The organism is Sphingorhabdus sp. (assembly GCF_044239045.1).
Taxonomy (GTDB): Bacteria; Pseudomonadota; Alphaproteobacteria; order Sphingomonadales; family Sphingomonadaceae; genus Sphingorhabdus_B.
The window spans coordinates 34381-56549 of sequence record NZ_JBIICD010000015.1 but is presented as its reverse complement, the minus strand read 5'-3'; the positions used below and the strand labels follow the sequence as shown (position 1 = coordinate 56549).

At 54.0% G+C, this 22169-nt stretch carries 22 protein-coding genes and 1 tRNA gene; 5 read left to right on the top strand and 18 right to left on the bottom strand.

The genetic code is table 11. From position 1 onward, the window contains the following. Positions 1-34: 34 nt before the first annotated feature. The 16 genes from ACILP4_RS07555 to ACILP4_RS07480 all read right to left on the bottom strand — a co-directional run bounded on the left by ACILP4_RS07555 (position 35) and on the right by ACILP4_RS07480 (position 16977). The gene (locus ACILP4_RS07555) at positions 35-769 is read right to left on the bottom strand and encodes a prepilin peptidase (RefSeq protein WP_395620123.1); all 735 of its coding nucleotides are present in this window, start codon (positions 767-769) and stop codon (positions 35-37) included. Positions 770-807: 38 nt separating this feature from the next. Next, positions 808-1503 (bottom strand): type II secretion system protein N, encoded by a 696-nt coding sequence (gspN, locus tag ACILP4_RS07550; protein ID WP_395620122.1) that lies wholly within the window; start codon positions 1501-1503, stop codon positions 808-810. Continuing rightward, positions 1500-1976, bottom strand: coding sequence for a type II secretion system protein GspM (gene gspM, locus ACILP4_RS07545; protein ID WP_395620121.1), 477 nt, complete (start codon positions 1974-1976; stop codon positions 1500-1502). The genes gspN and gspM overlap by 4 nt, the downstream gene beginning before the upstream one ends. Then, positions 1973-3058 carry a type II secretion system protein GspL gene (gene gspL / locus ACILP4_RS07540; protein WP_395620120.1) on the bottom strand — a complete coding sequence of 362 codons (1086 nt, stop codon included), beginning with the start codon at positions 3056-3058 and terminating at the stop codon, positions 1973-1975. The genes gspM and gspL overlap by 4 nt, the downstream gene beginning before the upstream one ends. After that, a complete protein-coding gene (gene gspK, locus ACILP4_RS07535) occupies positions 3055-4041 on the bottom strand; it encodes a type II secretion system minor pseudopilin GspK (protein WP_395620119.1) in 987 nt (328 codons plus the stop codon). The genes gspL and gspK overlap by 4 nt, the downstream gene beginning before the upstream one ends. Continuing rightward, positions 4038-4682: a type II secretion system minor pseudopilin GspJ gene (gene gspJ, locus ACILP4_RS07530; RefSeq protein WP_395620118.1), complete on the bottom strand. Its 645-nt coding sequence runs from the start codon at positions 4680-4682 to the stop codon at positions 4038-4040. The genes gspK and gspJ overlap by 4 nt, the downstream gene beginning before the upstream one ends. Then, positions 4679-5062, bottom strand: coding sequence for a type II secretion system minor pseudopilin GspI (gspI, locus tag ACILP4_RS07525; RefSeq protein WP_395620117.1), 384 nt, complete (start codon positions 5060-5062; stop codon positions 4679-4681). Before gspI ends, gspJ begins: the two co-directional genes overlap by 4 nt. Next, the gene (locus ACILP4_RS07520) at positions 5052-5546 is read right to left on the bottom strand and encodes a GspH/FimT family pseudopilin (RefSeq protein WP_395620116.1); all 495 of its coding nucleotides are present in this window, start codon (positions 5544-5546) and stop codon (positions 5052-5054) included. The genes gspI and ACILP4_RS07520 overlap by 11 nt, the downstream gene beginning before the upstream one ends. Beyond that, on the bottom strand, positions 5518-5991 hold the full coding sequence (gspG, locus tag ACILP4_RS07515; RefSeq protein ID WP_395620115.1) for a type II secretion system major pseudopilin GspG: 474 nt from the start codon (positions 5989-5991) through the stop codon (positions 5518-5520). Before gspG ends, ACILP4_RS07520 begins: the two co-directional genes overlap by 29 nt. 3 nt (positions 5992-5994) lie before the next feature. Next, the gene (gspF, locus tag ACILP4_RS07510; RefSeq protein ID WP_395620114.1) at positions 5995-7212 is read right to left on the bottom strand and encodes a type II secretion system inner membrane protein GspF; all 1218 of its coding nucleotides are present in this window, start codon (positions 7210-7212) and stop codon (positions 5995-5997) included. After that, positions 7205-8674: a type II secretion system ATPase GspE gene (gene gspE / locus ACILP4_RS07505; RefSeq protein WP_395620137.1), complete on the bottom strand. Its 1470-nt coding sequence runs from the start codon at positions 8672-8674 to the stop codon at positions 7205-7207. The genes gspF and gspE overlap by 8 nt, the downstream gene beginning before the upstream one ends. Positions 8675-8760: 86 nt before the next feature. Further along, positions 8761-10944 carry a type II secretion system secretin GspD gene (gene gspD, locus ACILP4_RS07500; protein WP_395620113.1) on the bottom strand — a complete coding sequence of 728 codons (2184 nt, stop codon included), beginning with the start codon at positions 10942-10944 and terminating at the stop codon, positions 8761-8763. Next, positions 10944-11732 carry a type II secretion system protein N gene (locus ACILP4_RS07495; protein WP_395620112.1) on the bottom strand — a complete coding sequence of 263 codons (789 nt, stop codon included), beginning with the start codon at positions 11730-11732 and terminating at the stop codon, positions 10944-10946. Before ACILP4_RS07495 ends, gspD begins: the two co-directional genes overlap by 1 nt. A 207-nt stretch (positions 11733-11939) precedes the next feature. Beyond that, positions 11940-14618, bottom strand: coding sequence for a TonB-dependent receptor domain-containing protein (locus ACILP4_RS07490; protein ID WP_395620111.1), 2679 nt, complete (start codon positions 14616-14618; stop codon positions 11940-11942). 79 nt (positions 14619-14697) lie between these two features. Further along, positions 14698-15990: a hypothetical protein gene (locus ACILP4_RS07485; RefSeq protein WP_395620110.1), complete on the bottom strand. Its 1293-nt coding sequence runs from the start codon at positions 15988-15990 to the stop codon at positions 14698-14700. A gap of 606 nt (positions 15991-16596) precedes the next feature. Beyond that, positions 16597-16977, bottom strand: a complete 381-nt coding sequence (locus ACILP4_RS07480; protein WP_395620109.1) for a tetratricopeptide repeat protein — start codon at positions 16975-16977, stop codon at positions 16597-16599. A 425-nt stretch (positions 16978-17402) separates the two neighbouring features. On the opposite strand from ACILP4_RS07480, the gene ACILP4_RS07475 reads away from it, so the two are divergent. After that, on the top strand, positions 17403-18173 hold the full coding sequence (locus ACILP4_RS07475; RefSeq protein WP_395620136.1) for a UDP-2,3-diacylglucosamine diphosphatase: 771 nt from the start codon (positions 17403-17405) through the stop codon (positions 18171-18173). Continuing rightward, positions 18170-19228 carry a glycosyltransferase family 4 protein gene (locus ACILP4_RS07470; protein WP_395620108.1) on the top strand — a complete coding sequence of 353 codons (1059 nt, stop codon included), beginning with the start codon at positions 18170-18172 and terminating at the stop codon, positions 19226-19228. Before ACILP4_RS07475 ends, ACILP4_RS07470 begins: the two co-directional genes overlap by 4 nt. Positions 19229-19361: 133 nt before the next feature. Here the strand turns inward: ACILP4_RS07470 and ACILP4_RS07465 are convergent. Continuing rightward, a tRNA-Tyr gene (locus ACILP4_RS07465) sits at positions 19362-19447 on the bottom strand. 145 nt (positions 19448-19592) lie between these two features. Here ACILP4_RS07465 and rlmB point away from each other — a divergent pair. From rlmB to ACILP4_RS07450, 3 genes are all read left to right on the top strand, one after another. After that, on the top strand, positions 19593-20354 hold the full coding sequence (gene rlmB, locus ACILP4_RS07460; protein WP_395620107.1) for a 23S rRNA (guanosine(2251)-2'-O)-methyltransferase RlmB: 762 nt from the start codon (positions 19593-19595) through the stop codon (positions 20352-20354). A 9-nt stretch (positions 20355-20363) separates the two neighbouring features. After that, on the top strand, positions 20364-20987 hold the full coding sequence (locus ACILP4_RS07455) for a DNA-3-methyladenine glycosylase family protein (protein ID WP_395620106.1): 624 nt from the start codon (positions 20364-20366) through the stop codon (positions 20985-20987). A 77-nt stretch (positions 20988-21064) separates the two neighbouring features. Beyond that, entirely contained in the window at positions 21065-21883 is an 819-nt protein-coding gene (locus tag ACILP4_RS07450) for an SDR family oxidoreductase (protein ID WP_395620105.1), read from the top strand. Here ACILP4_RS07450 and ACILP4_RS07445 read toward each other — a convergent pair. Next, entirely contained in the window at positions 21873-22166 is a 294-nt protein-coding gene (locus ACILP4_RS07445) for a 4a-hydroxytetrahydrobiopterin dehydratase (RefSeq protein ID WP_395620104.1), read from the bottom strand. The genes ACILP4_RS07450 and ACILP4_RS07445 overlap by 11 nt on opposite strands. Between the last annotated feature and the right edge of the window lie 3 nt (positions 22167-22169).

Genomic DNA, 22169 nt, shown 5'->3' with positions numbered 1-22169 from the left:
AGTTCCTTGTAATGTGCGTAGACTATCCCAATAATCACGCCAACATGGCAAATAGATATGCCGCGCCACAAAGATAGCTCCCAAATGGCAATAAATTACGAGACTGGGTGAGCGTTGTCCGTGTCACTAAAATGAGGCACAAACCAATAGCACTAGCGCCCAGCAATATCATCGGCAGCGCCTGCCATCCGACCCATATTCCTAAAGCGCCAAAGAGCTTCGGGTCCCCGCCGCCCATGCCTTCATATCCGCGCCATCGTTTAAAGCCGACACGAATAGCTTCCAATGAAGCAAACCCTGCGACCATCCCCACGCCTCGATCGAACCAAGTGACTGATGGATTCAGCAGCAATCCCGCCAAAGGTCCAGCGATTGCCAGCAGGATAAGTAAGCGATCAGGTAGCCAGAAATGTCGCCAATCCAGGACAACAAGCGGGAGCAATAACCAACCAAAAACAGCCGCCCCAATCGCCTGAGTTGGCTGCAAAAACAGGATAGGAAAGGTGCCAACTAATATAGCCACAACTTCAACAATTAGAGGCATAGCTCCGATTTTCTCTCCGCAAGCCCTGCATTTTCCTTTGAGAAGGACGAAAGAGATAATAGGAATCAAATCATAGACGGCAATATTGCTGGCGCATTCGCCGCACCGCGAACGACCCGTACTGATGCTTTCGCCATTGGGCCATCGGCTGCATAATGCAGCGATAAAACTGCCCCAAACGGCGCCCAATAGCGCAAGATTTAAAGGCAAAAACCAGGACGGCATTGCCGTAATGGCATCGCGAAAATGTAACAGAACGTCGCTCAGAACCGACCCTTTTGGACCAGGCGGTAACCGCCCGCGACGGAACGAAATCCAGCGAGGTTCAACGCAGCCGCTTGGTCACCTCTGTCGCCGTTAAGCATAGCGGTCACGGTGTAGGAGCCATCTGCCGACAACCTTATGTCCGCGCGTTCCATCGCGGATTGGCTGACCAATGGCAGCAATAACTGTGCCCCATCGCAACGGGGTTGGCCCAGCATACCATTCTGTAAATTTAATCCTGGCATAGTGTCCGACAAAGTCAGTCGGACTTGCCCGCTTGCTTCCATGCAGCGGCCAGCGGCAAAACGCGCGGAAACGCCTTCAAATTGGATATTCTCAGCCGGAAACGGCGCAAACAGCGTGCCCACTGGCAAGGTTGCGGAAAGGTTGTTAACCGACACACCATTTAAGCCACGAGATACAGACCCGCTTATGCCGGGCACAAATTGTGCATTGCCCCGTGACAACAATATTTCTGCACGGCCCATAAACAGCGGGACGAACAATAAACGTGCATTCACGTCGCCCACGGGCAATTTGCCAAGGCGCAAGTCGCGGATAGACCCGTCCCAAATTATGCCATCAACTTTACGGGCCGTTACCCCGTCACCCGCGACTATTGTCCGCAAGGGCATGAATATTATCACAGCAACAGCCAATGCTGCGACCGAAGCAATCGCAAAGCGCCGTTTCATGGAGCGCTCATCTGCAACTGCGCATCCACCGTTACGGTGCTGTTTGCGCCCGGACGCAATGTTACGGCGCGCACCGCAACATTCTGACCCTCAAGCTCAGTCAACCACGAAAGCAATGCGGGCGCCCGCGCTTGATCAATGCGGAAACTTATTTGACCTGGGGCGCCATTGCCCGATTTAACGAGATCAAATCCCTTTTCTGCTGCACTTTGCGTTATCAACATGTCAATATCCGCCGTTGCTGTGGAACGCGGTCCCGTCTGCTGCTGCGCTGCATCCACCGAAGCGATTATCCGCCCGCGCCGCTGGACCGCCTCTTCATGATCAAGTCTTGCCTGATCAATGGTCGACAATATGGGCATTAAAATTCCAAAAATGGCCACCACAAGAGCGGTGAGCACGCCCGCCGTTCCGAGAAGCCATTGCTCGCGCCGGGTTAGGGCCGCAAACCATATGCCAATTGCCGCTATCATGGCATCCTCACTGTCATGTCGACCAAAGTCGCGCCAGTCGTGTCTTGACGGGGTGTTGCCGTAATGCGGAATCCGTCCTGCTGAATAGTGACAAGTGCTTTGTTGATGTTATCCGCCGTGGGAGCGGCCAAAACCACAGTCAAAATGCCGTCCGGCGTGTATCGTAATTCCCGCACGGACACATTCGGCGAAGCCTTTACACTGCGCCACAAGGCGGCAGATAGGGACGCAAAGCTACCTTGCGTTTTACCCTGACGATTAAGCGACGCGGTCAGCATGCTCTCGGCCTGATCAATATCTTGAATGGCTGGATCAATTTTTTGTGCCGCAGCCAAGGCGGTGTTGTTTTCAGATGCAGTTGCAATCCAGTATTTCGTTAAAGTCGCAAGGGCGAGCAGCATTGTCACGACAACAAGCGCAGTCAAAAGCCGCCGCACCCAAAACTTTTGCTCTGGGGTTATCCAAGCTGCCCGTTCCCGTTTTGCGAACACGCCTTCACGCAAGTTCAGCAATGGCGCGGCGCTCGCGGAAAGTAGCATGGACTGAAGCGTGTCGGCATCAATCGTTTCGATAGGCGCGTCGCCAATGAATAGATCGCGCAACACGGCGTCATCCGGGATCGCAAATTGTGCACCGCGCACGACGGACAGGCTGTCCATTTCTGCCAGGAATACGCCATCTGATTGGATAGCCAGCGACAAAGCAAAGGGCAGAACGATGTCAGGGTTTAACCCCTGCACGGCAAGCCTATCTAACCCGCGCTGCATAACCTCAGGCGCGATTGTTGCTGTTGCCACCATGTCGTCATAATCTGCACCGGCGCTGCAATGCACGAGGCCCAGCGATTGTTCGGTTGCACGCAGCTTCGCAATGCTTTCGGCCTGACGCCCTTGCACATCGGGTAGAGTGAACCAATGACACCGCACGTCCTCCGGCGCGACAACTGCCATCACAGTCCGGTCGTCAACCGCCGGCTCGAAATGGGAAAGCGCACCTGCATCCTGCCAAACGCCCTCGATGACCCGAAAAACAATTGGATCATCCAGCTCAGACGTCGGGAAACGTGTAATGACCAATGTCATTCCTCTTCCCCCCAACTGCGCCAGACAACGCGCGCAGGCGCAGGGGACGCGACAATCATCGACTGTCCGGCAAGCTTGAGTTCGCCAAATGATACTATTGTGCTCAAAAGGAAGTAATTGCTTGTCAGTTTTACCTGCCCTTGAACCAGAGAAGACGGTTGCAGCGCGGCAATTTCAGGTGCCGCCCAGAATCGAATGAGGCTTCCATAGCCGCTCGACGGCCTCTTGGCGAGATAGCTGCGCGCTAAGGTCAAATTCATTTTTCCTGGCGGAAAAAGCATCGCCAGCAATGGTGCTTGTTCGGGTAGCAAGGTGTTAACATTCAACGGCGATAAAACGGGATCGGGCAGCGCGCAGATCCAATCCTGCAACTTCGCATAGATGGCAGGGGTCACCCCGTTCACCGCGCGCAACTCGCTTGGATGCGCATACAGCCCGTTCGCCGCAAGATACGGCGTTGCGAGAGAGCGATAGCCATCATCCTCCACGCCATTTGGCAAAGGCATGACATTGCTATCCGCCCAATCGGCGCTCGCCGCTGCAATAATGCGCGCGGTGTTTTCGTTGATGCCCAACCCGACCATTAACGATATCATCTGTTCTTGCCCAGCTGCACTCGCAACATATTGGCCACCCGTTTCAGTTACCAAACTGTTCAGATTGAAGCAGTTACCAGCATCGCGCACCGAAGCGGTGGCAGACCCTATCGGAATGGGAATAGTCTGCGGCTTGCCCAACCAATCCCCCGCTAATGTCGTTTGCGCGGCATCGCGTGCCACCAGATCCTCAATACGCGCAGACGCAATCGCCTCCGTCGCGTATGTAAACATCCGCGCCTGCGCCAGCGCGTTGCCATTGCCGGACAATCTGTTCGATAAACTAAGGCGATCAAGCGTCGTTGCCGCAATCACCGCCAGCACCGCCACCATCAGCAGTACAGACAGCAAGGCCGCGCCGCGCTCTGAAGGTTTTTGCGGCTTCATTCTGCGGCGCCTGTTTCAACGCTCGGCGGTGGAACGCGTGTTTGTGGTCCAACCAGGAAAAGCATGCGTTGCTCGGGCTTACCCGCCATATTGACGTTTAAGGCGATGGCGCGCGGCAAAGCGTCCGCATCGGCCGCAGTCCAATCATCGCGCCAAGCTCCCGTATCATCACGAAATTCGACCGTTGCAGACGTTACATTCTCTAACAAGACCGCCGCATCTGCAGGCGCTGTTCCGTCCAGCATCGGCCAACTTAAACGCTTGAGCCCGCCGCCATCCAATACATAAGCCACGCGTTGTAGCCCTGCCCTTGGTGCCCCATCAAAGTTGGACCACCCTGCCCGCACAAAGCCAAATAGAGCCCCGGGGACGCTTGCCTCATTTTGGGTGAAGGCTGGGACGGGTTGACCGGATTGATCTCGCACAGGCCGCGCGATCGCCTGCGCTAGGTCGCCTTCCAAGCTATTGGTCAGGCGATTGGACAATGCCATTTCTTCAAGCCGATTTTTCACGGCAATTTGGGTGTCACTACCGGAACGGAGGAGCATCACGCCAGCTACCGAAATGAGCGCAAAAATCGCAAGCGCAACAAGCAACTCAATCAGGGTAAATCCTGCTTCAGAATGACGCGTCTGGGTCACTGTTCAACTGGCCTTGCAACCGTCAGGCGCGCCTTACGCAGTGCGGCATTACCCGTCCCGACCACATCAATTTCGACAGTTACCAGGCGGCTGTCATCGGTGGAATTTGCTGTAGCCGTCCATTTCCAATTTTGACCGCCGTTTAATTCTTCGCCGCGTGTTTCGCCGAGCGTTGGCGGCGTTGGGTTGGACAATATTTCCACGGCCACGTTTCGGGCCACTTGCCACGCCATATTGCTATCACCCAAATTGGATGTTGAACGCACAGAATATCCCTGCAGGCGTACCATAGCTAAGGCCGCGAGGCTGAAAATCGCCAGCGCAACCATGATTTCCAACAGCGTGAAGCCATTGCGCGGCAATGCAGATTTAACGGACAACGCGGATGTCCCCAGTTGCAGCGAGCTTTAGCGTGACCGTTACATTGTCACGCTTAATGGCAATATTGGCGGCGCTTGACGGCAGGCCAGTACTGTCGAAGGCGACCCGCAATTGCCGCGCGCCGGGCATCTGAACCGTTGTGCCACTTTTCCAGTCGGTGGTTGAAAATGGCGCCTCGGACAACGCAACCCAGTTCCCATTGTTGCGCGTTTCAAAACCATAGCCCGAAGGACGCACCGTGACGGCCATGGTGCGCGATTGCAATATGGCGTTATCGCGCAAGGCAGCAACGCGGGCGGCAAATTGCTCTGCCTCATCACGTACGCCACGTTCGGTCGAGCCAACGGACATAATAACGGCTGTGCTCGCTATGCCGATGATGAACAACACGACCATCAACTCGACTAAGCTGAAGCCGCGCGCATTATCCTGAACGATTTTAGGGACTGACGGCTTAGTCGCCGTAGATGTCGGCATTGTCATTCTCACCACCAGGCGCGCCATCGGCACCCAGTGAATAGATATCAAAGGCGCCGTTCTTTCCAGGCATGCTATACTGATAAGGGCGGTTCCAGGGGTCCATAGGCAGTTTCTTGATATAGCCTTCGCTGCGCATTCCCGTTGTCGGGGGCGTAACCAATGCCTGCAGACCCGCACCTGCGTCCGGGTAGGTTAGATTATCAAGGCGATAGGTTTCCATCGCCTGTCCCAATACGGCTATGTCTGCCCGTGCCTTTTGCACCATGGCTTTGTCCTGATTGGGTAGCACGTTAATAGCCACTACCGTCGTCAGCAGCGCCAAAATAAACAAAGTCACCATCATTTCAACTAAGGTAAAACCGTTGCGCTGCGCCTTCACTGCCTTGCGGCGGAACTTCGCTGGTGCCCGGCTGGTATCGGTGAAAAGATTAAAAAATAAGCGGAGCATATTCTATAGTCCCGTAAGATTCTGAAGTTGAAGAATAGGCAGCAATATTGCCAATATAATGACCGCAACCACGCCGCCCATGGCGACAATGATCAAGGGTTCCAGCAGCGACAAAGCGGTGCTGGTGAAGGTATCAAATTCGCGTTCCAGATATTCTGCAGCACGCTCCAGCATAATATCCAACTGCCCCGCGCTCTCGCCACTTGCCGTCAAATACACCAGCAAAGGCGGGAAAACGCCGCTGGCACGCATCGCACCGGACAGACTGCCGCCACTCCGCACAGTCTCCACTATCTCGTCATTAGCTGCCGACAGAATCTTGTTACGAATGGTGCCGCCCGTCAGACGCAAGCCCTCAAGCAACGGCAAGCGGCTTGCAACCATAGTGGCTAGTGTCCGCGCCATTCGTGCGGCATGCAGATTGCGCAACAGCTTTCCAAGTACCGGAATTCGCAAGATATTGCGGTCCACCGCCAAACGGAAAGCAGGCTGTTTTAACGCTTGCGTAAAAACCAACGCGCCCAGCACCGCGAGGATAATGAGCACCCAATAATAACTCGCCAAAAATGCCGAAATGCCAATCACTATACGTGTTATCAGCGGTAATTGTTGATCCACATTGTCGAATTGTTCAACGACGCGCGGCACGACGGACACCATAAGACCCATCACGACCAATAACGCCACAAGCGACAAGATTGCCGGATAAGCGAGCGCGCCAATCAACTTTCCCCGCATTTCCGCCTGCCGTTCGAGCAGCACAGCAAGCCGTTCGGTGATGAGCGGCAACGTGCCTGCGCCTTCCCCTGCAGCAATCATTGCGCGATACAGGGGGGGGAAGCTGTTGCTTTCGCGGCGCATAGCGTCGGACAATCGCTGGCCTTCAACAACGCCCGCGTGAACACCCGTCAAGATCTGGCGTACATGGGGTTGTTCGCTTTGCCTGCTAATTGTCCGCAGAGCTTCTTCCAAGGGTGATACTTGCGCCAAGGAAGACAATTGCCGCGTGAACAATGTCAGCTGCTTGGCGTTTAACCGTGGCTGCCGTTTCAGTGGTAGATTGGCAAGGACCGATACGCTCGCTTCGGCTGGCTGTACGCTCACAATATAGAGCTTTTTCGATACCAATTCTTCGCGTGCCAGTTCATCATTGGCCGCAGATATCCGCCCGCGCCGCTCGCGCCCGTCAGGGTCGATCGCGTGATACGCAAATTCAGGCATCAACGATGTCTTCACGGCGTGAAATGCGAATAGCTTCCTCTGGCGTGGTCTCTCCGCTCCGCACCAATTTACGCGCTGCGGCGCTTAAATTGGGTTGGTTCACAAACGCATGGCGCGCCAATATGGCTTCATCGCCACCATCATTGATCAAACGGCGGATGGTGTCGTCCACACGGACAGCCTCAAACACACCGATGCGGCCTAAAAAGCCGCTATTGTTACATTCAGGGCAGCCGACGGCTTTATAAACCGCCGTGCCCTTGTCAAAGCCAAGCAACGACGCGGCATTGCCATCGGCCTGAACTGTTTGGCGGCAATGCGGACACAGGCGGCGCACAAGCCGCTGCGCGATGACCGCGCGCAAGGTCGATGCCAGCAAGAAAGGCTCAACCTTCATATCGCGCATACGGGTAATGGCACCCAGCGCATCATTGGTGTGCACCGTGGTCAGCACCAAATGGCCGGTAAGTGCCGCTTGCACGGCAATATCAGCGGTTTCACGGTCCCGGATTTCGCCGACCATTACGACGTCAGGATCCTGCCGTAAAATCGCGCGCAAACCCGCGGCGAAGGTCATGCCTACTTTCGCATTAACCTGCGTCTGGCCAATGCCTTCAACGGCATATTCGACAGGATCTTCCACCGTCAATATGTTGCGGGAACCATCATTCAGACGCTTCAAGCCTGCATATAATGTGGTGGTCTTACCTGAACCCGTCGGGCCAGTGACCAGAATGATACCATTGGGTTCGGCCAACGCTTCGCGCAAGATTTTAAGGGTCTCTTCAGACATGCCCAGCAGATCAAGCGAAATTCCAGCGTTTTCGTTGTCGAGGATACGCATGACGACGCGCTCCCCTGCTCGGCTGGGTAAGGTCGACACACGAACATCGACCATCTTGCCGCCAAGCGTCAGGCCAATGCGGCCATCTTGCGGAATGCGGCGTTCCGCAATGTCTAGACGCGCCATGACCTTAATACGGCTAACGACAACAGGCGCGACGTTGGCGGGGAGCCGAAGCCGTTCCTGCAATACGCCATCGGCGCGCATACGGATCACAAGGCCTGTTTCATAAGGCTCGATATGAATATCCGAAACACCTTGCCGAACAGCCTCTGCGATGATGCCGTTAATCAACCGGATAACGGGCGCGTCATCGGCGCTGTCGAGCAAATCATCGGCGCTTGGTAACATATCGGACAGCAAATCGCCGTCGTTACTGCCGATTGAGCCTGCCATTGCGGCAGCACTTCCGTCCATGGCATAATGGTCAGACAGATACCGGTCGAAAGTCTGGTTATCAGCTATCTCTACATCAAATGGCATCGCCAAATAGCGCCGCACTTCGAGCAGCATCAGAGGATCCGCGCCTTCGCGCATCGCGACAATTAAACGCGCGTTGCTCTCATGACGCAACACCAGGCCGTGCGCCTTGGCAAAGGCATAAGGCAAATCCAGCATTGGCGTGATTTGGGCACCGGTGAGAGGAGCGCCTGCTTCGACGCCAGTTGCACCTTGTGGTCCTAACGCGCCCTGCGGATCGGTCATTATTGTCCATCCCCGCTGGGCGTTGATATGGCGCTCGCAGGCACATCCGCAGATTTGAGCGGACCAGCTGCTGGTTGTCGCGTCAGATTGCCGTCTGCGCCGATCATAATGTCGTTCGCCTGCGCCTTTGGTTCACTTGGCGGCTTAGCGCCCATATAGTCGCGCAACAATTCATCGATGCTTGGCTCCATATCGGGGTTACGCACCTTCTGCATATCGCGCACATAATCATAACGACGCGCGGTTAAACGATCGCCATCTTCGCGGCTGCGCAAGATTGTAGGCCGGATGAACACCATCAGGTTGGTTTTGCTGCGGCTGCGGCTGCGCGACTTAAACAGCTCACCAATCAGGGGAATGTCGCTCAGTAATGGAATACGCTCAATAGTGCGGCGTTCGTCATCATTAAGCAGCCCACCTATCGCCAACAATTGCCCGTCGCCGACCGTCAACGTTGTCTCGAATTCACGTTTGTTGAGGACAAGATCGTTCGACCGCGAAGACACAGGGCCCGCAACGCTCGATACTTCTTGCTTGAGGAAAAGCTTCACATCGCCTTGCGCGTTCACCTGCGGCGTGACCTCAAGCTTGATGCCGACTTCCTGCCTCTGCACGGTACGAAATGCGTTTTCAAAGTTTGCGGACAATTGCTCACCCGTGCTGACCGGTACTTCCTGGCCAACCAGAAACTTCGCCTTTTGGTTGTTAAGCGTTACAATGTGCGGCGTTGCCAAAAGGTTGGACTCCGTGTCCGCTGCAATTGCGTTGATGATGGTGCCAAAAATCGCATTGTTACCAATATCAAGCGCAAAGCCGCCAAATCCGCCCGTCGCGCTCAAAATAGATGCCGCAGCGGCTTCTTGCAGGCTGTCACCCAAGGCGCTGTTGGTGGCGGTAGTAGTGGTGTTACCATTCACCGTGGTCGTCGTGCGTGTCAGCTCCTCAGCCCCAACGGCCCCTGCTATGGTCAGTATGTTGGGCGAAGCGTTGGAGTAATTGGTCGCAGCAAACGGCGCATCTTTGCCCCCCACGAGGAATTGCACGCCAAGCTTTTTGGCGGCGTCATTTCCGATTTCCACCACAATGGCTTCCACCAGAACTTGCTCAGGCCGAGTATCCAATTGCCGGATCAATTCGCCCAAGCTGCGCTGCACGTCCGGATTGGCCGCGACGATGAGGGCATTTGTGCCTTCATAACGCGTCACAACAATAGGCCCGCGTCCGCCAATGCTGTTCGTGCCTCCGCCAGTTGTCGCAACGATTGGCGCGGACGAAGCAGCCTGCGTCGCGCCATTTGCAGCAGGAGCCACGGACGGCATGTCACTGCCTCGGGAGCCACCGCTTTGTCCGCCAATCAGCGACTGGACCGTTTCCAACAAAGTTTCGGCGTTCGCATGCTCAAGCCGATAGACGCGGATTTCCGCGCCAGATTGTGCACGGGCATCTAATTGTTTCGCCATTTCGGCAAAGCGCGCGACCGAATTGGGTTCGCCGCGCAAGGCAATTGCGTTACTGCTGTCGATGGCAGCAATCGACACCGGTGGTCGCGCGCCTTCGCCGCCACCTTGGCCGGCCAATCCTTGCAATGCCGTCGCAATTTCACGCGCACCCGCATTGTCCAGCGTCACAATCTGCGTAGCGGCGCTATCACGGTCAATCTGGCGGATCAGATCGCGGATCCGGCGGATATTGTCGGCATAATCCGCCACTACAAGGCTATTTGCGCTGCGGTTCGCCGTGAGAGAGCCTTCGCGGCTGATTAAGGGACGAAGCGTTTCCACCGCCGTTGTTGCGTCAATCGAGCGTAAACGGAACACTTCGGTTACAAACTGGCTGGCAGACTCGGCCCGGCTGCCGACGCGCGTTGGCTGCGTTGCCGCACCATCGGAAGGCTGAATGCGATATCCCCCGCCGCGCATGGGAATGGCAACAAGGCCATTGGCGCGCAGTGTGGACAAAAATACTTCAAAAAATTCCGAACGCGACAAGGGCCTGTCCGTCACAACCGACACCTTACCGTTGACGCGGCCATCGACGATGAACGTTTGCCCCGTCACGCGCGCAGCGTCCTGCACAAAGGCGCGGATGTCGGCGTCGCGGACGTTTAATGTCTGCTGCGCCGTCACTGGCGTTGTCAAAACAAGCGTGCTGCACGCCAACCATAAGGAGAATTTACGGATCACTATTGTTCCAGAATTAGAGCGATGGGGACCTTTGAGCCGCCGCGTTCGACTTCGACGCTAATACGGGCTCCAGGGCGAAATTGGGCAATGACATCTGTGGCTGATGAAACGGGGCGTCCATTGACGGCAACAACGACATCACCTGCTTGAAATCCAGCGAGCTTAAGCATCGTCCCGTCGTCTTGGGCTTTCAAGACAAGGCCGGTTACCCTGCCGCCTTCATTACGCGGGGCAAAGCCAATGGCCTTTTGCAGCGTTTGAGCGTTCAGTCCGCCCGAGGCAGGTGCAGCAGGTGCGGCCTGCGACGCAGCGCCGGATGGGCTAACGGTTTCAGCCGGCACCGACTGGTCCAGATACAGCGATTCTTTCACCCCGCCGCGCGATAAAATCACATGATCAAAAGCAACGGCGTCCAACGTTACGCCCGGCGCAACTTCTTCCCCCACGGCAAAGCTATTCTGGATACCATCTTCACCGGCAATGATGGCGGAACCACCGCCCGAGCTTTCATTGGAACGCACGCCAAACAACACCAGGCTTAAAGATGTGACATTTTGAGTGGTATCAACGGACGCTTCGGTGCGATAAAAAGGATCAAAGCTGCTGAAAAGCGTAAGCCGAGCCGATGGCGATAGAAGATTGACCGAAGGCGCGCGCCACCCAGCCAGCGGACCAACAGGTGTTACAACGACCCAAAAAAGCCGCGTCACTTGAACAGCCAGAAGGATAACAATCAAAACGATTAGGATATTGCCAATAGGCAACGAAGTTATCGTGCGAAATTGCACCCTAACCCTTTCTGCCAATGATCCAACCACAATACCCCCCTTGGCGACTCTACCGTTGATCTGAGAAGTAAGACCCCGTTGTGACCTAAAAGTGAAGTTAAAATGACAGTTTCGTGACCATCAATTCCTGTCACATGGATTTAGCACAAAACAACAGCGGCACGTTGATGACAACGCGCCGCCGAGAGTTAGGGGGCTGTGAATACCTTAAAAGTTAAAGCTTAGACCTATCGATGCGCTTACACCTGGGTCGTATTGGTTATAAATAATCCGGTTATCACCTGACTGTTGGAACTCGCTATATTTGGTCTTGGTCAAGTTACGCAATTCAAACTTTAAATCTGCTTCTTGTCCCGCCAGCTTCAAACCCTGACGTGCTACAAAATCAAGGCGGAAGCCTGGGCGCTCGATCACATCTGGCTGCGCAGGAGTGCCATTAATCCCTCGGCTGGTGACACGATCACTCGAATATGTCAGCAAAAACGTCATCTGCGAGAGCTTATCCATGTCCTCAATGCCGACCTGGAAGTTAACTATATGATCCGATTGTCCCGTAAGCGGCGAACCATCCTTGAAATAATCTGAAGCTATAGAGGAGAAAGCACCAAACACCGCGGTTTTATCGTCCGCGTTAACTTTAATGTTTGACTTGGTGTAGGTGTAGTTTGCAACCACCACCAACCGCCGTGTAGCAAAGAAATCGCTTCCGCTATAATTACTTAAATCGAAATATTTCTGTACATCGATCTCAGCCCCATAAAGCGAAGCCTCTGGTGCATTAGCAAAAGATGTTATGGAATCGCTCGAAACAAAAGCTTCAATCGGATTTTTTATCTTTTTGTAAAAGCCAGAGAAGGAAAAGCGCTGCTCGGGCGCAAAATAATACTCAAACCGTGCTTCACCATTATACAATTGGCTGTCGACCAAAAGTGGGTTTCCGCGATATCCGCGGTTCGTATCCGGATCGAAGAAAGGCTGGTTAATCAATTCACGGAACTGAGGCCGGGCAATCGTTTTGGAACCGCTAAGCCGCAATTTTATCTGGTCGGTCAAATCAGCAGTGATAGTAGCCGCTGGCAACCAATATTCCCGCATTAGTTCTGTCGCCGCACCAGATGCACCCGGTATCTTAAAAACCTGGATAGGTACGACGGACTGCTCCGCCTTTTCCCATCGAACGCCTGCGTCGATATTGAACTTATCGCCCAATTGCGCGTTCATTTTGCCATAGGCAGCCCATGTCTGCAATATGGCGGAAAACGCAGGATTACCTTCATCGCCCTCGAGAAAAGCAATATCATAAAAATCGATAATTTCTGGCTGCAATAAGAGATCAGCGCGCAGCATTCCTACGCCAGCGGGCAGATTACTTGCGTCATAGAAAAATTCACGACGTGAACTCACGCGATCTGTGTCAGTATAATTGCTGCCTACTGTAAAACTTACATCGGGCGTCAGCTTGTAGCTGACGTCGACACCGCCCGAGAGAAGCTCCTCAGTCAATTTTGAGAAAACTACGCGTGCATCGCCACGGTTACGGTTCAACACGTTTACGAAATAAGCACCAGTCGGGTCAGAAGCCGAATTGGTTCGGACATATTCAGTCGAAAGCTCATAAGGTGCATCACGTTGCGACTTTGCATATGCGGCACGCACGTCGATGTCCAAATCAGCCATCGGCTCAAATTCGCCAACCACCTGCGAATTGAACAATTGCCTTTCATACCAAGCCGTTTTTTGGCGCATGATGTCGGCCGGACGTTCGTCTATCTTGCCAATGCTAAGTCGGCCTTGCTTGACGGTATCGTGGATATAAAGGTTGGTCCAACGGACCTTGTTCTCGCCAAATTCAAATCCGAGACCGAGCAGGCCATTGGCAACGATGCGTTGGTCCGTGCTGACTTGGTGGAAATCTGAGTCAACGGACGAAATATCTGCACTCACCGAACGTTGCTGAATGGTGTCACGCGTCGACCATTTGTTGCTGAAGCCACCACCTGCGATGAAGCCTAGTTGTGACGCACCTACATCAAATGTTCTTCCGCCGGAAAAAGACAATGATGCGTTAACAGGAAGCTTCGTGTCGCTTTGCAAAATAGCGTTCCGGCCAGTGACAACGCCTTTACCCACATCCTGCACATTAACATTGCCGGAGCTGAGCCGTTCGCCACTCGCAATGAAACTATTCAGTGCAGGGGTCAAATCGCGGTTTGCATTGGTATAACCAGACCAATCGGTAGAACTACCATAATAGGTATACCCTAAACGCCCCGAGGTCTCGCTATCTCCCGACACGCTGCCACCGATTGTGAAAAATGGATCACGTGGTGTCGCTTTGGTGGTAAGATTTATTACGCCACCGCCAAATTCACCGGGATAATTTGCTGAATAGCTTTTTTGGACAAGGGATGATGCAATCACCCCGGTCGGAAATAGATCCAGAGGAACAACGCGCTTGAGCGGCTCGGGGCTCGGAAGCGACGAGCCGTTTAAAAGCGCGAGCGAATAGCGATCGCCCAGACCACGAACATATACATAGCCGCTTCCAACGACACTAAGTCCGGTTACGCGTCCCAATGCGCCAGCAATATTGCCTTCGCCCGTACGCGCAATATCTGCGCTCGACAGGACCGACACAACTTGGGGAGAAGATTTTGCGACATTACGGTCAAGATAGCCACGAACGACAATCTCGCCACCTGGTGCAGATATCTCGAGATCTTCTTCAGGCTGGGTTGCTTCCGTTGCCGCGGGTTCAGCTTCTACGGCGGCCGATTGCTCAACCTCTGCCGGTGTAGGCTCTGCTGTTTGCGCTAGTGCCATGTTTGGTGCGACGAACGCAGTTGTGAGAAGCAGCAAGCTTGCACGCTTAAGTGAATACGACATTGGATTTCCCTATTTCCGATTGAAAAAGGGTGGAGCGTGACCGGTTAGGCCGCGCTCCACCCATATCATGGCTCGCAGCTTAGTATGTAGGCAGCGACGTGCAGAGACCGGTCACGCTCGTGCCCAAAGTGGCGGTGGCACTATTGCAAGTCCAACCGGCGTACCAACTAGAAGCAGCGCTACCGTCCTTCACAGCACCGATATAGTCGGTGAGAGTAAAGGTCGAACTGAACGTAGTTGGATCCGTTGCACGAACCCCAGTTTCATTCGCGCCATTAATGAACAATGATGAGAAGCTCGTCGTAAACGCATCATTATTGTTATTCGAGCCGGACCCAAAGAAGGTAGCAACTTGCTGAGCTGTGTAGTTAGTTGTCCCGCCCGTGCTTCCAAGGAACTTAGCCGCATTACATTGCAGAACTACCGAACGAGCAGTCAAGGTTGCGGCAGAACGACCATCCATACGAATACATTCATTGTTTGGAGTAGCTATAACACCATTGATTAGTGTCGTGTCGGAGTTACCGCGAAACAACGTAGACGCTAGAGCGGCAGAATCATTGTCCGCCGAAGACAGCGACTGCAAACCAACGAAATTGGCAATCCGGATGGTGGTGCGTGGCGTATCACTACCGTTATCATTGCTATCCATTTCCATCAAAGCATCGCCCTTGCCAGCGCGTTGGATAAGCAAAGCGAATTGGATATTGGCTTGCGCACCTGTGTCGATGTCGATGCTGTCGTCATCAGCGCCGGTCGCAACATAATATTTCATGTTGACTGCACCGCCAAAGAATTCTGCACCATCGTCCGAACTGTTGTGCGATTGAATATAGTTGAGCTCGGTATTTGAGCCAATGCTGCCTGTAGTCAATGCCTGCAGCTCACTACCCGTCGCAAGCGAAAAGCCCGAATAACGAATTTGGACATATTTCATTTTGCCTGCATTGTAAGTGTTGTCCCTGCCGCCGAAGTTTGCAAGGTCTGGAGCACCCTCAGTTTTACGCTCACAAGTGTTTGCAGCCACCGTACCTCCTGCAGTACAGTCAGTGGTAATGCCGCGACCAAGAAGGACAACGCCACCCCACTGACCCTGCGACGAGTCAGTTGTGAAGCCAGCGACGTTGTCTTGGCTTGTGAAGATAATTGGGCGAGTTGCCGTGCCCTCGGCCGTTAATTTATTGCCGCGGTTGACCACCAACCATGACTGACCTGTGGCTCCAAACAAAATGACACCCGGTTCAATTGTCAAATTCACGTTTGTATCGGATGTCAGTGCCGTGGCGCAACCAATGGTAGTCGAAGTTACAGGCGATCCAGCTGTTGGCGCCGTAAACCCGCCGTCGCAACCCACGTTGACGCGGCCGTTCATGGAATAAAGCACGCCAGGAAGCTTTGGCAAAGTGCTCGATACCTTTATTAGGTTAGGCAATTGGCAAACGCGATACGAGCCAGTTGGCCCAGAAATAGTTCCAGCGTTCGTCAGGCCTTGTGGGTCTGCGATCGATGGGCAAGCACCTGCCGCGGTGACTGTTGCAACTGGCGGCGGAGGTGGCGGAGGAGGAGGAGGAGCTGGGTTATTGATGGTGATGTTACCACCAGTACCTGGCGACGCGATATCGTCTGCGCCACAACCAGTGACTAGGACTGCTGCTGCTGTAGCATATACGATCCCGCGCAATTTAGGGTCAAACATTCTTAATCTCCGCAACAAAAATGGCTTGCCCGATTATAGGCATTTGCAACGGACCAGCGACGAATCAACATGAGGCCCCACCCGTTGACGAGGTAGCGATTAAGGACCACCTGTGACACGAGTGTGCGCTTAAGATTGCAGTTGAGAGAATATTTTGCGTCAGTAATATGACAGTTAGCAGATCGGCTGCTATACTGCTGGCTTGTGCCAACCAAAATGAAAAAAGCGAGCCAAGCTGGCCCGCTCTTTAAGGACAAAATTTTAAACTGCAGCTACTATAAGTTAGCGCGTCGCAATCCGCGTTTGCAGATTGGCATATGCCTCGCGCGCTGCAACCTTAGAATTCATCACGCGACCATCGGCCAAAACCAAGTCGACGCTATCACGGGTCTGCATCGCCGCCTTGAAATATCCAGCCGCTTGTTCGGTGCGTCCAATTCGCGCGTAGGCACGGCCAAGATTAAGCAGCTTAGCAGGGTCATGCTTGCTGACCTGCGCATTGGACATGATTTGAGTGACAGCGTGCTCATTATCCCCGCGCATCAGCGCCTCATATCCTATCGAACCCTTCGGGTATGAAATTTCGCCAGCTTCGTCCGACTTAGCCTGCGCTGCCCCTGAAATAGTTCCAACGACCAAAGCGCCTAATAACAACATCTTCATAGCATCTCCCCTTATCCTCGCTTGAATATTACACTTTCATGACACCACTGCAATATTAATGTCATAAAACTGTAATGAACTGCGAGCTGGCGACCGCTGTCGAGCATTTGCGTCGGTTTTCCGGCCAATGGTCGTGTTGCTGGTTTAAAATCCTTGGGATTGACGCTGCCGGATGCAGAGCTTCCCGCAATCAAATGAACATGTTGGAATAAAATCGATGGCAAGAAAACTGTCATCGATTTGCAACGCACCTGACCCATCGGACAGCTACCCAAAATACATCTGATGGGGGGTAAAAGCAGATGACACATACTGCATTTAGCGACACGGACACGATTGATTCGCCACGTCTTGAGCGGGATAACAAGGGACCAAAGCTCCCAATTTGGTTTGATAAACCGGAGCCACGAAGCTTTCAGCCGAAGATGAAGCTGCGTACGGTTTGGATATCGGACGTGCATCTGGGAACTGCGGGTTGTCAGGCAGGACTGCTAAGTGATTTTCTGCATTCGATTGAGTGCGACACGCTGTATCTGGTCGGCGACATCGTTGACGGTTGGCGCTTGCGCAAGGGCTGGTATTGGCCGGATCAGCATAATGAGGTCATTCGCCGTGTACTGAAAATGGCCCATCGTGGTACCCGCGTTATCTACATTCCCGGTAATCATGACGAAATGTTCCGTGACTATGCAGGCCTCAGCTTTGGCGGCGTCGAGGTGCAGTTGGAGGCGATCCATACCACAGCTGACGGGCGTAACTTGCTTGTCACGCATGGCGATGCGTTTGACGGCATTGTTCTATATGCACGCTGGCTCGCCTTTTTGGGTGATCAGGCTTACACGTTACTATTGAAGGCCAATATAATCCTGAATGCCGTCCGGCGCAGGTTCAACATGCCATATTGGTCGCTTTCATCTTATTTAAAAATGCGTGTTAAAAATGCTGTCCAATATATCGGCCAATATGAAGAGGTCGTGGCACGCGAGGCAGCTCAGCGCGGCGTTGAGGGGGTTGTCTGCGGCCATATCCACTGCGCCGAAATCCGCCAATTTGGATCAATAACTTATTATAATGACGGAGATTGGGTCGAGAGCTGCACCGCGTTGACGGAAGCCAAGGATGGCGCAATGTCCATCATCGACTGGGCAGAGCATGTGCGGAGTCGCGCTTCAAAGCAAATGGCTGTCGAAGCATGAAACTCGCTATCGCAACGGATGCGTGGGCACCACAAGTCAACGGCGTTGTGCGCACTTTAACCGAAACGATAAGTCGCCTGAAAGCCCAGGGACATGAGGTTGAAGTTGTTGCACCCGACAGGTTCATGACCATTCCCTGCCCTGGCTATTCAGAAATTCGATTGGCATTGGCGCCGCGTTACGGCGTGCGAAAGACGCTGGGAACGTTCAGGCCCGACATCGTCCACATTTCCACCGAAGGCCCCATTGGCTGGAGCGCACGCGCATGGTGCTTAAAGCACAACGTCCCCTTCACCACTGCTTTTCATACCCGGTTTCCCGAATATGTTGCCGCACGCACTCGACTGTCGCCGGACTTTATCTGGCCAATCATGCGTACATTCCACAAGGGATCACGAGCAATCTTGACGGCTACGCAAAGCCTTCGTGATGAATTGGAAAGTCGGGGCATTCATCCAACACAGCTTTGGTCACGCGGCATTGATCATGCCGTGTTCCATCCAGACCAGCAGGTCCACCCAGGCTTACAGCATCTTACAAAGCCAATATTGCTATCGGTCGGCAGAGTAGCCGTTGAAAAGAATTTGGAAGCGTTTCTTGACGCAGATGTAACAGGAACGAAAGTCATCGTCGGCGACGGCCCTGCCCGCGCGCATCTTGAGGCGCGCTATCCCGACGCCGTTTTTCTTGGGACGCGTCATGGTGCTGAGCTTGCCAGCATTTACGCCTCTGCCGATGTTTTCGTATTTCCAAGCAAGACCGATACCTTTGGACTCGTCATGCTGGAGGCGCTGGCATGCGGCGTTCCGGTGGCTGGCTATCCCGTTCAGGGACCGCTGGATATCATTGGGGCTGAAGGTCGCGGAGCACATGGCACTTTAAACCAAGCGATTGGGTGCCTTAAGACTGATCTTGCCGAAGCAATAAAAGGGGCGTTGTCGCTTAGCCGTACCCATGCTGCTGAATATGGCGCCCAATTCTGCTGGAATATCTGCACTGACCAATTTGTGAATGGTGTTACAAAAGCTAGCAATTCTGAAGCATTAGCCGCTTAAGTAAATGCCCCGCCATCGCCGATCACAAGACCGATTGGGTGTTCAATCGATCAGATGCGAAGGCTAACTTTGATAAATCGGATAGCCAAATTTCGAATAAATCGTAATAAAATCTTATACTTAGTAGTATATGTGGTGGACAGGGCTGGATTCGAACCAGCGTACGGAAAACCGGGCAGATTTACAGTCTGCTGCCTTTAACCACTCGGCCACCTGTCCACATCTTCGTGCGGGGCATCATGTGTTTACATGAGGGCCGGTCCCGCAGAAGAAGCAGCCCAATGGCGAAACGGCCCTTGCCTGTCAATGCCTCAAGTGGGAAAGGGCACTAGAACCTTCTCTTTTTCATGCACAGGTACTTATAATGTCTTCACATAAGAGCCATCGACGCCGTGGCGCCGCCGTTACCAGCGGCAATCCAAAATTTTACGGGCGGCACGCCGTCTATGCTGCGCTCGATAATCCCGAACGCCGCCTCATCAATTTATGGGGCACGCGGGAAGAAATCGGGAAGATTGTCATACCTGACGGCCTGACAGTGCAATATGCCGAAGTGAATGATCTGGCGCGTTTTGTACCAAAAGACGCGCCGCATCAGGGCCTTGTACTTGAGGTTGCGCCGCTCGAAGATGTCTGGCTGACCGATGCACTCGCGCTTGCTAGTGACGATAACCGGCCGTTGCTAATTCTCGACCAAGTGACCGATCCGCACAATGTTGGCGCGATATTCCGCACAGCGGCTGCCTTTGATGCGGTGGCTGTTGTGACGCAAGACCGGCACGCGCCCCCCGAATCGGGAGCATTGGCAAAGGCCGCGTCTGGCGGGCTGGAAGTCACCCCATGGGTACGAGTCGTTAATCTGGCGCGCGCATTGGAGGAGATTGCCGAGGCGGGATATTGGCGAATCGGCCTTTCCGGCCATGCAGAGGTCACGCTCGATCAAGCGCTGACACCAGGGCGCAATGCGCTTGTATTGGGCGCAGAAGGGGATGGCATGCGGCGCAATATTGAGGAGCATTGCGACCAATTGGCGAAATTGCCGATCAGCGCACAGATGGAGTCGCTTAATGTGTCTAATGCGGCCGCAATCGCCTTATACGCGGCCACCGTGCGCCGGGGCGCATAAGTAACTCCTATGGGCATAACGACACAGCAGCTGCATAATGCTCTTGATGCATTGGCTGCGGTTGAGCCGGGCATCGCGGCAGCCCTCTCCGTCACCGGCTATCCGGACGCGCGTATACGTGCGCCCGGCTATGCCACCTTGTTGCGAACAATAGTCGGGCAACAGGTTAGCGTCGCAGCGGCAGCATCGGTCTGGAACAAGCTAGAGGCTCTGATGGGGACGGAATGCCCGCCGGAACAGTTGCTGGCGCAAGATTTTGATGCGTTGCGGGCCTGCGGCCTTAGCCGGCAGAAACAGAGCTATGCACGTTCACTGGCAGAACTTGTTCTTTCAGGCGCGTTGCCGCTCGACGCCCTGCCCGAAGATGATGAGGCGGCAATTGCCTATCTCACGCAGGTGAAGGGCATTGGTCGCTGGTCAGCAGAGATTTATTTGCTGTTTGCCGAGGGCCGCCCAGATATTTGGCCCGCAGGCGACCTAGCGGTGCAAGAGGGCGTTGGCCGTTTGCTAAAGCTTGACGCGCGGCCATCAGAAAAAGAGATCCGAGTAATCGCCGAACGCTGGCGTCCGCATCGCGGCGCCGCAGCGATTTTCACTTGGCATATCTACGCTAAGGGATTTCAGGCAATTTAGGGCCTGCAATAATCAGTTGACGTTTTGGGCAAATTGATGTCGCTGACAATCATGTGAGTAAGAGAGGAATCATCATCATGTCGACAGCACAAAAAAGCATTTTCATCACGGGCGCCGCATCCGGCCTTGGCCGCGAAGTCGCGCGGTACTTTGCAAATGTGGGCTGGTTTGTCGGTCTGGCCGACATTGATGAAAAAGGTTTGGACGCAACCGCGGCCTTATTGCCCAAGGGTGAATATTCGCGTCACAAATTGGATGTGACGGACCGCGCACAGTGGAAAAAGGCCGTTGCCGAATTTGCCAAGCACACCAACGGCCACATGACCGTTTTGTTCAACAATGCAGGGATCGGGGCTGGCGGCCCCATTCAAGACATGACCGACGAAGATATTGACCGCATGATCGCAATCAACCTGACGGGTGTGATTAGTGGTACCCGGGCGTGCTTCGACTTACTGAAGAACACCGATGACGCATGTGTGCTCTACACCAGTTCTGCTGCAGGCATTTACGGATCGGCGGGCTTAAGCGTCTATAGCGCCACCAAATTTGCGGTACGTGGGCTTGCCGAGGCGCATGACATTGAATGGCGTCCATATGGCATTAAATCCCGCAGCCTTATGCCTGGATTCATCGACACTAACATCATCAGCAATGTCGACGCTGGTAGCAACATGTCTGGTAAGGAAAGGCTGCAATCGGCAGGCGTTGAGGTCAGCCCCGTTTCGATCATTGGGCCTGCGGCATGGGAAGCTATTCACGGCGAGAAGGTGCATACGCCCGTCAACAAAATGGCGAAGCAATTGGCCTTTTCTGCACGCTGGTTCCCGAACCGCTTGCGGAAGCAGCTTGGACTATTGGGCGGGCTTGGGGACGTGGTGCAGACTAAGCCGTGATTGCATCGATTGCGGAGGCAAGTTGAACGTCGCGTTGTGACAGCCCCCCTGCATCATGCGTAGTCAACAAAATGTCGACGCGATTATAGACGTTGAACCATTCGGGGTGATGGTCGGCTTTTTCGGCGAGAATAGCCACGCGCGCCATGAAACCGAACGCTTCGGCAAAGTCGGTAAAGCGCAAATTGCGGCGAATGCCCTTGGCGTCTGCGTCATATGTCCATTGCGGCAATTGTTGCAGGGCGGCATCGCGGGCGGCGTCATCCAGTCGTGAAATGTGCATATC

Coding starts and splice junctions, on each gene's coding strand:
- rlmB (WP_395620107.1), top strand. CDS start 19,593: ATGTCTTCACATAAGAGCCATCGACGCCGTGGCGCCGCCGTTACCAGC.
- gspL (WP_395620120.1), bottom strand. CDS start 3,058: ATGACATTGGTCATTACACGTTTCCCGACGTCTGAGCTGGATGATCCA.
- ACILP4_RS07555 (WP_395620123.1), bottom strand. CDS start 769: ATGCCGTCCTGGTTTTTGCCTTTAAATCTTGCGCTATTGGGCGCCGTT.
- ACILP4_RS07490 (WP_395620111.1), bottom strand. CDS start 14,618: ATGTCGTATTCACTTAAGCGTGCAAGCTTGCTGCTTCTCACAACTGCG.
- gspE (WP_395620137.1), bottom strand. CDS start 8,674: ATGCTGGATTTGCCTTATGCCTTTGCCAAGGCGCACGGCCTGGTGTTG.
- ACILP4_RS07520 (WP_395620116.1), bottom strand. CDS start 5,546: ATGACAATGCCGACATCTACGGCGACTAAGCCGTCAGTCCCTAAAATC.
- gspK (WP_395620119.1), bottom strand. CDS start 4,041: ATGAAGCCGCAAAAACCTTCAGAGCGCGGCGCGGCCTTGCTGTCTGTA.
- ACILP4_RS07470 (WP_395620108.1), top strand. CDS start 18,170: ATGAAACTCGCTATCGCAACGGATGCGTGGGCACCACAAGTCAACGGC.
- ACILP4_RS07485 (WP_395620110.1), bottom strand. CDS start 15,990: ATGAACGGCCGCGTCAACGTGGGTTGCGACGGCGGGTTTACGGCGCCA.
- gspG (WP_395620115.1), bottom strand. CDS start 5,991: ATGCTCCGCTTATTTTTTAATCTTTTCACCGATACCAGCCGGGCACCA.
- gspN (WP_395620122.1), bottom strand. CDS start 1,503: ATGAAACGGCGCTTTGCGATTGCTTCGGTCGCAGCATTGGCTGTTGCT.
- ACILP4_RS07480 (WP_395620109.1), bottom strand. CDS start 16,977: ATGAAGATGTTGTTATTAGGCGCTTTGGTCGTTGGAACTATTTCAGGG.
- ACILP4_RS07455 (WP_395620106.1), top strand. CDS start 20,364: ATGGGCATAACGACACAGCAGCTGCATAATGCTCTTGATGCATTGGCT.
- gspM (WP_395620121.1), bottom strand. CDS start 1,976: ATGATAGCGGCAATTGGCATATGGTTTGCGGCCCTAACCCGGCGCGAG.
- gspF (WP_395620114.1), bottom strand. CDS start 7,212: ATGCCTGAATTTGCGTATCACGCGATCGACCCTGACGGGCGCGAGCGG.
- ACILP4_RS07475 (WP_395620136.1), top strand. CDS start 17,403: ATGAAGCTGCGTACGGTTTGGATATCGGACGTGCATCTGGGAACTGCG.
- ACILP4_RS07445 (WP_395620104.1), bottom strand. CDS start 22,166: ATGCACATTTCACGACTGGATGACGCCGCCCGCGATGCCGCCCTGCAA.
- ACILP4_RS07450 (WP_395620105.1), top strand. CDS start 21,065: ATGTCGACAGCACAAAAAAGCATTTTCATCACGGGCGCCGCATCCGGC.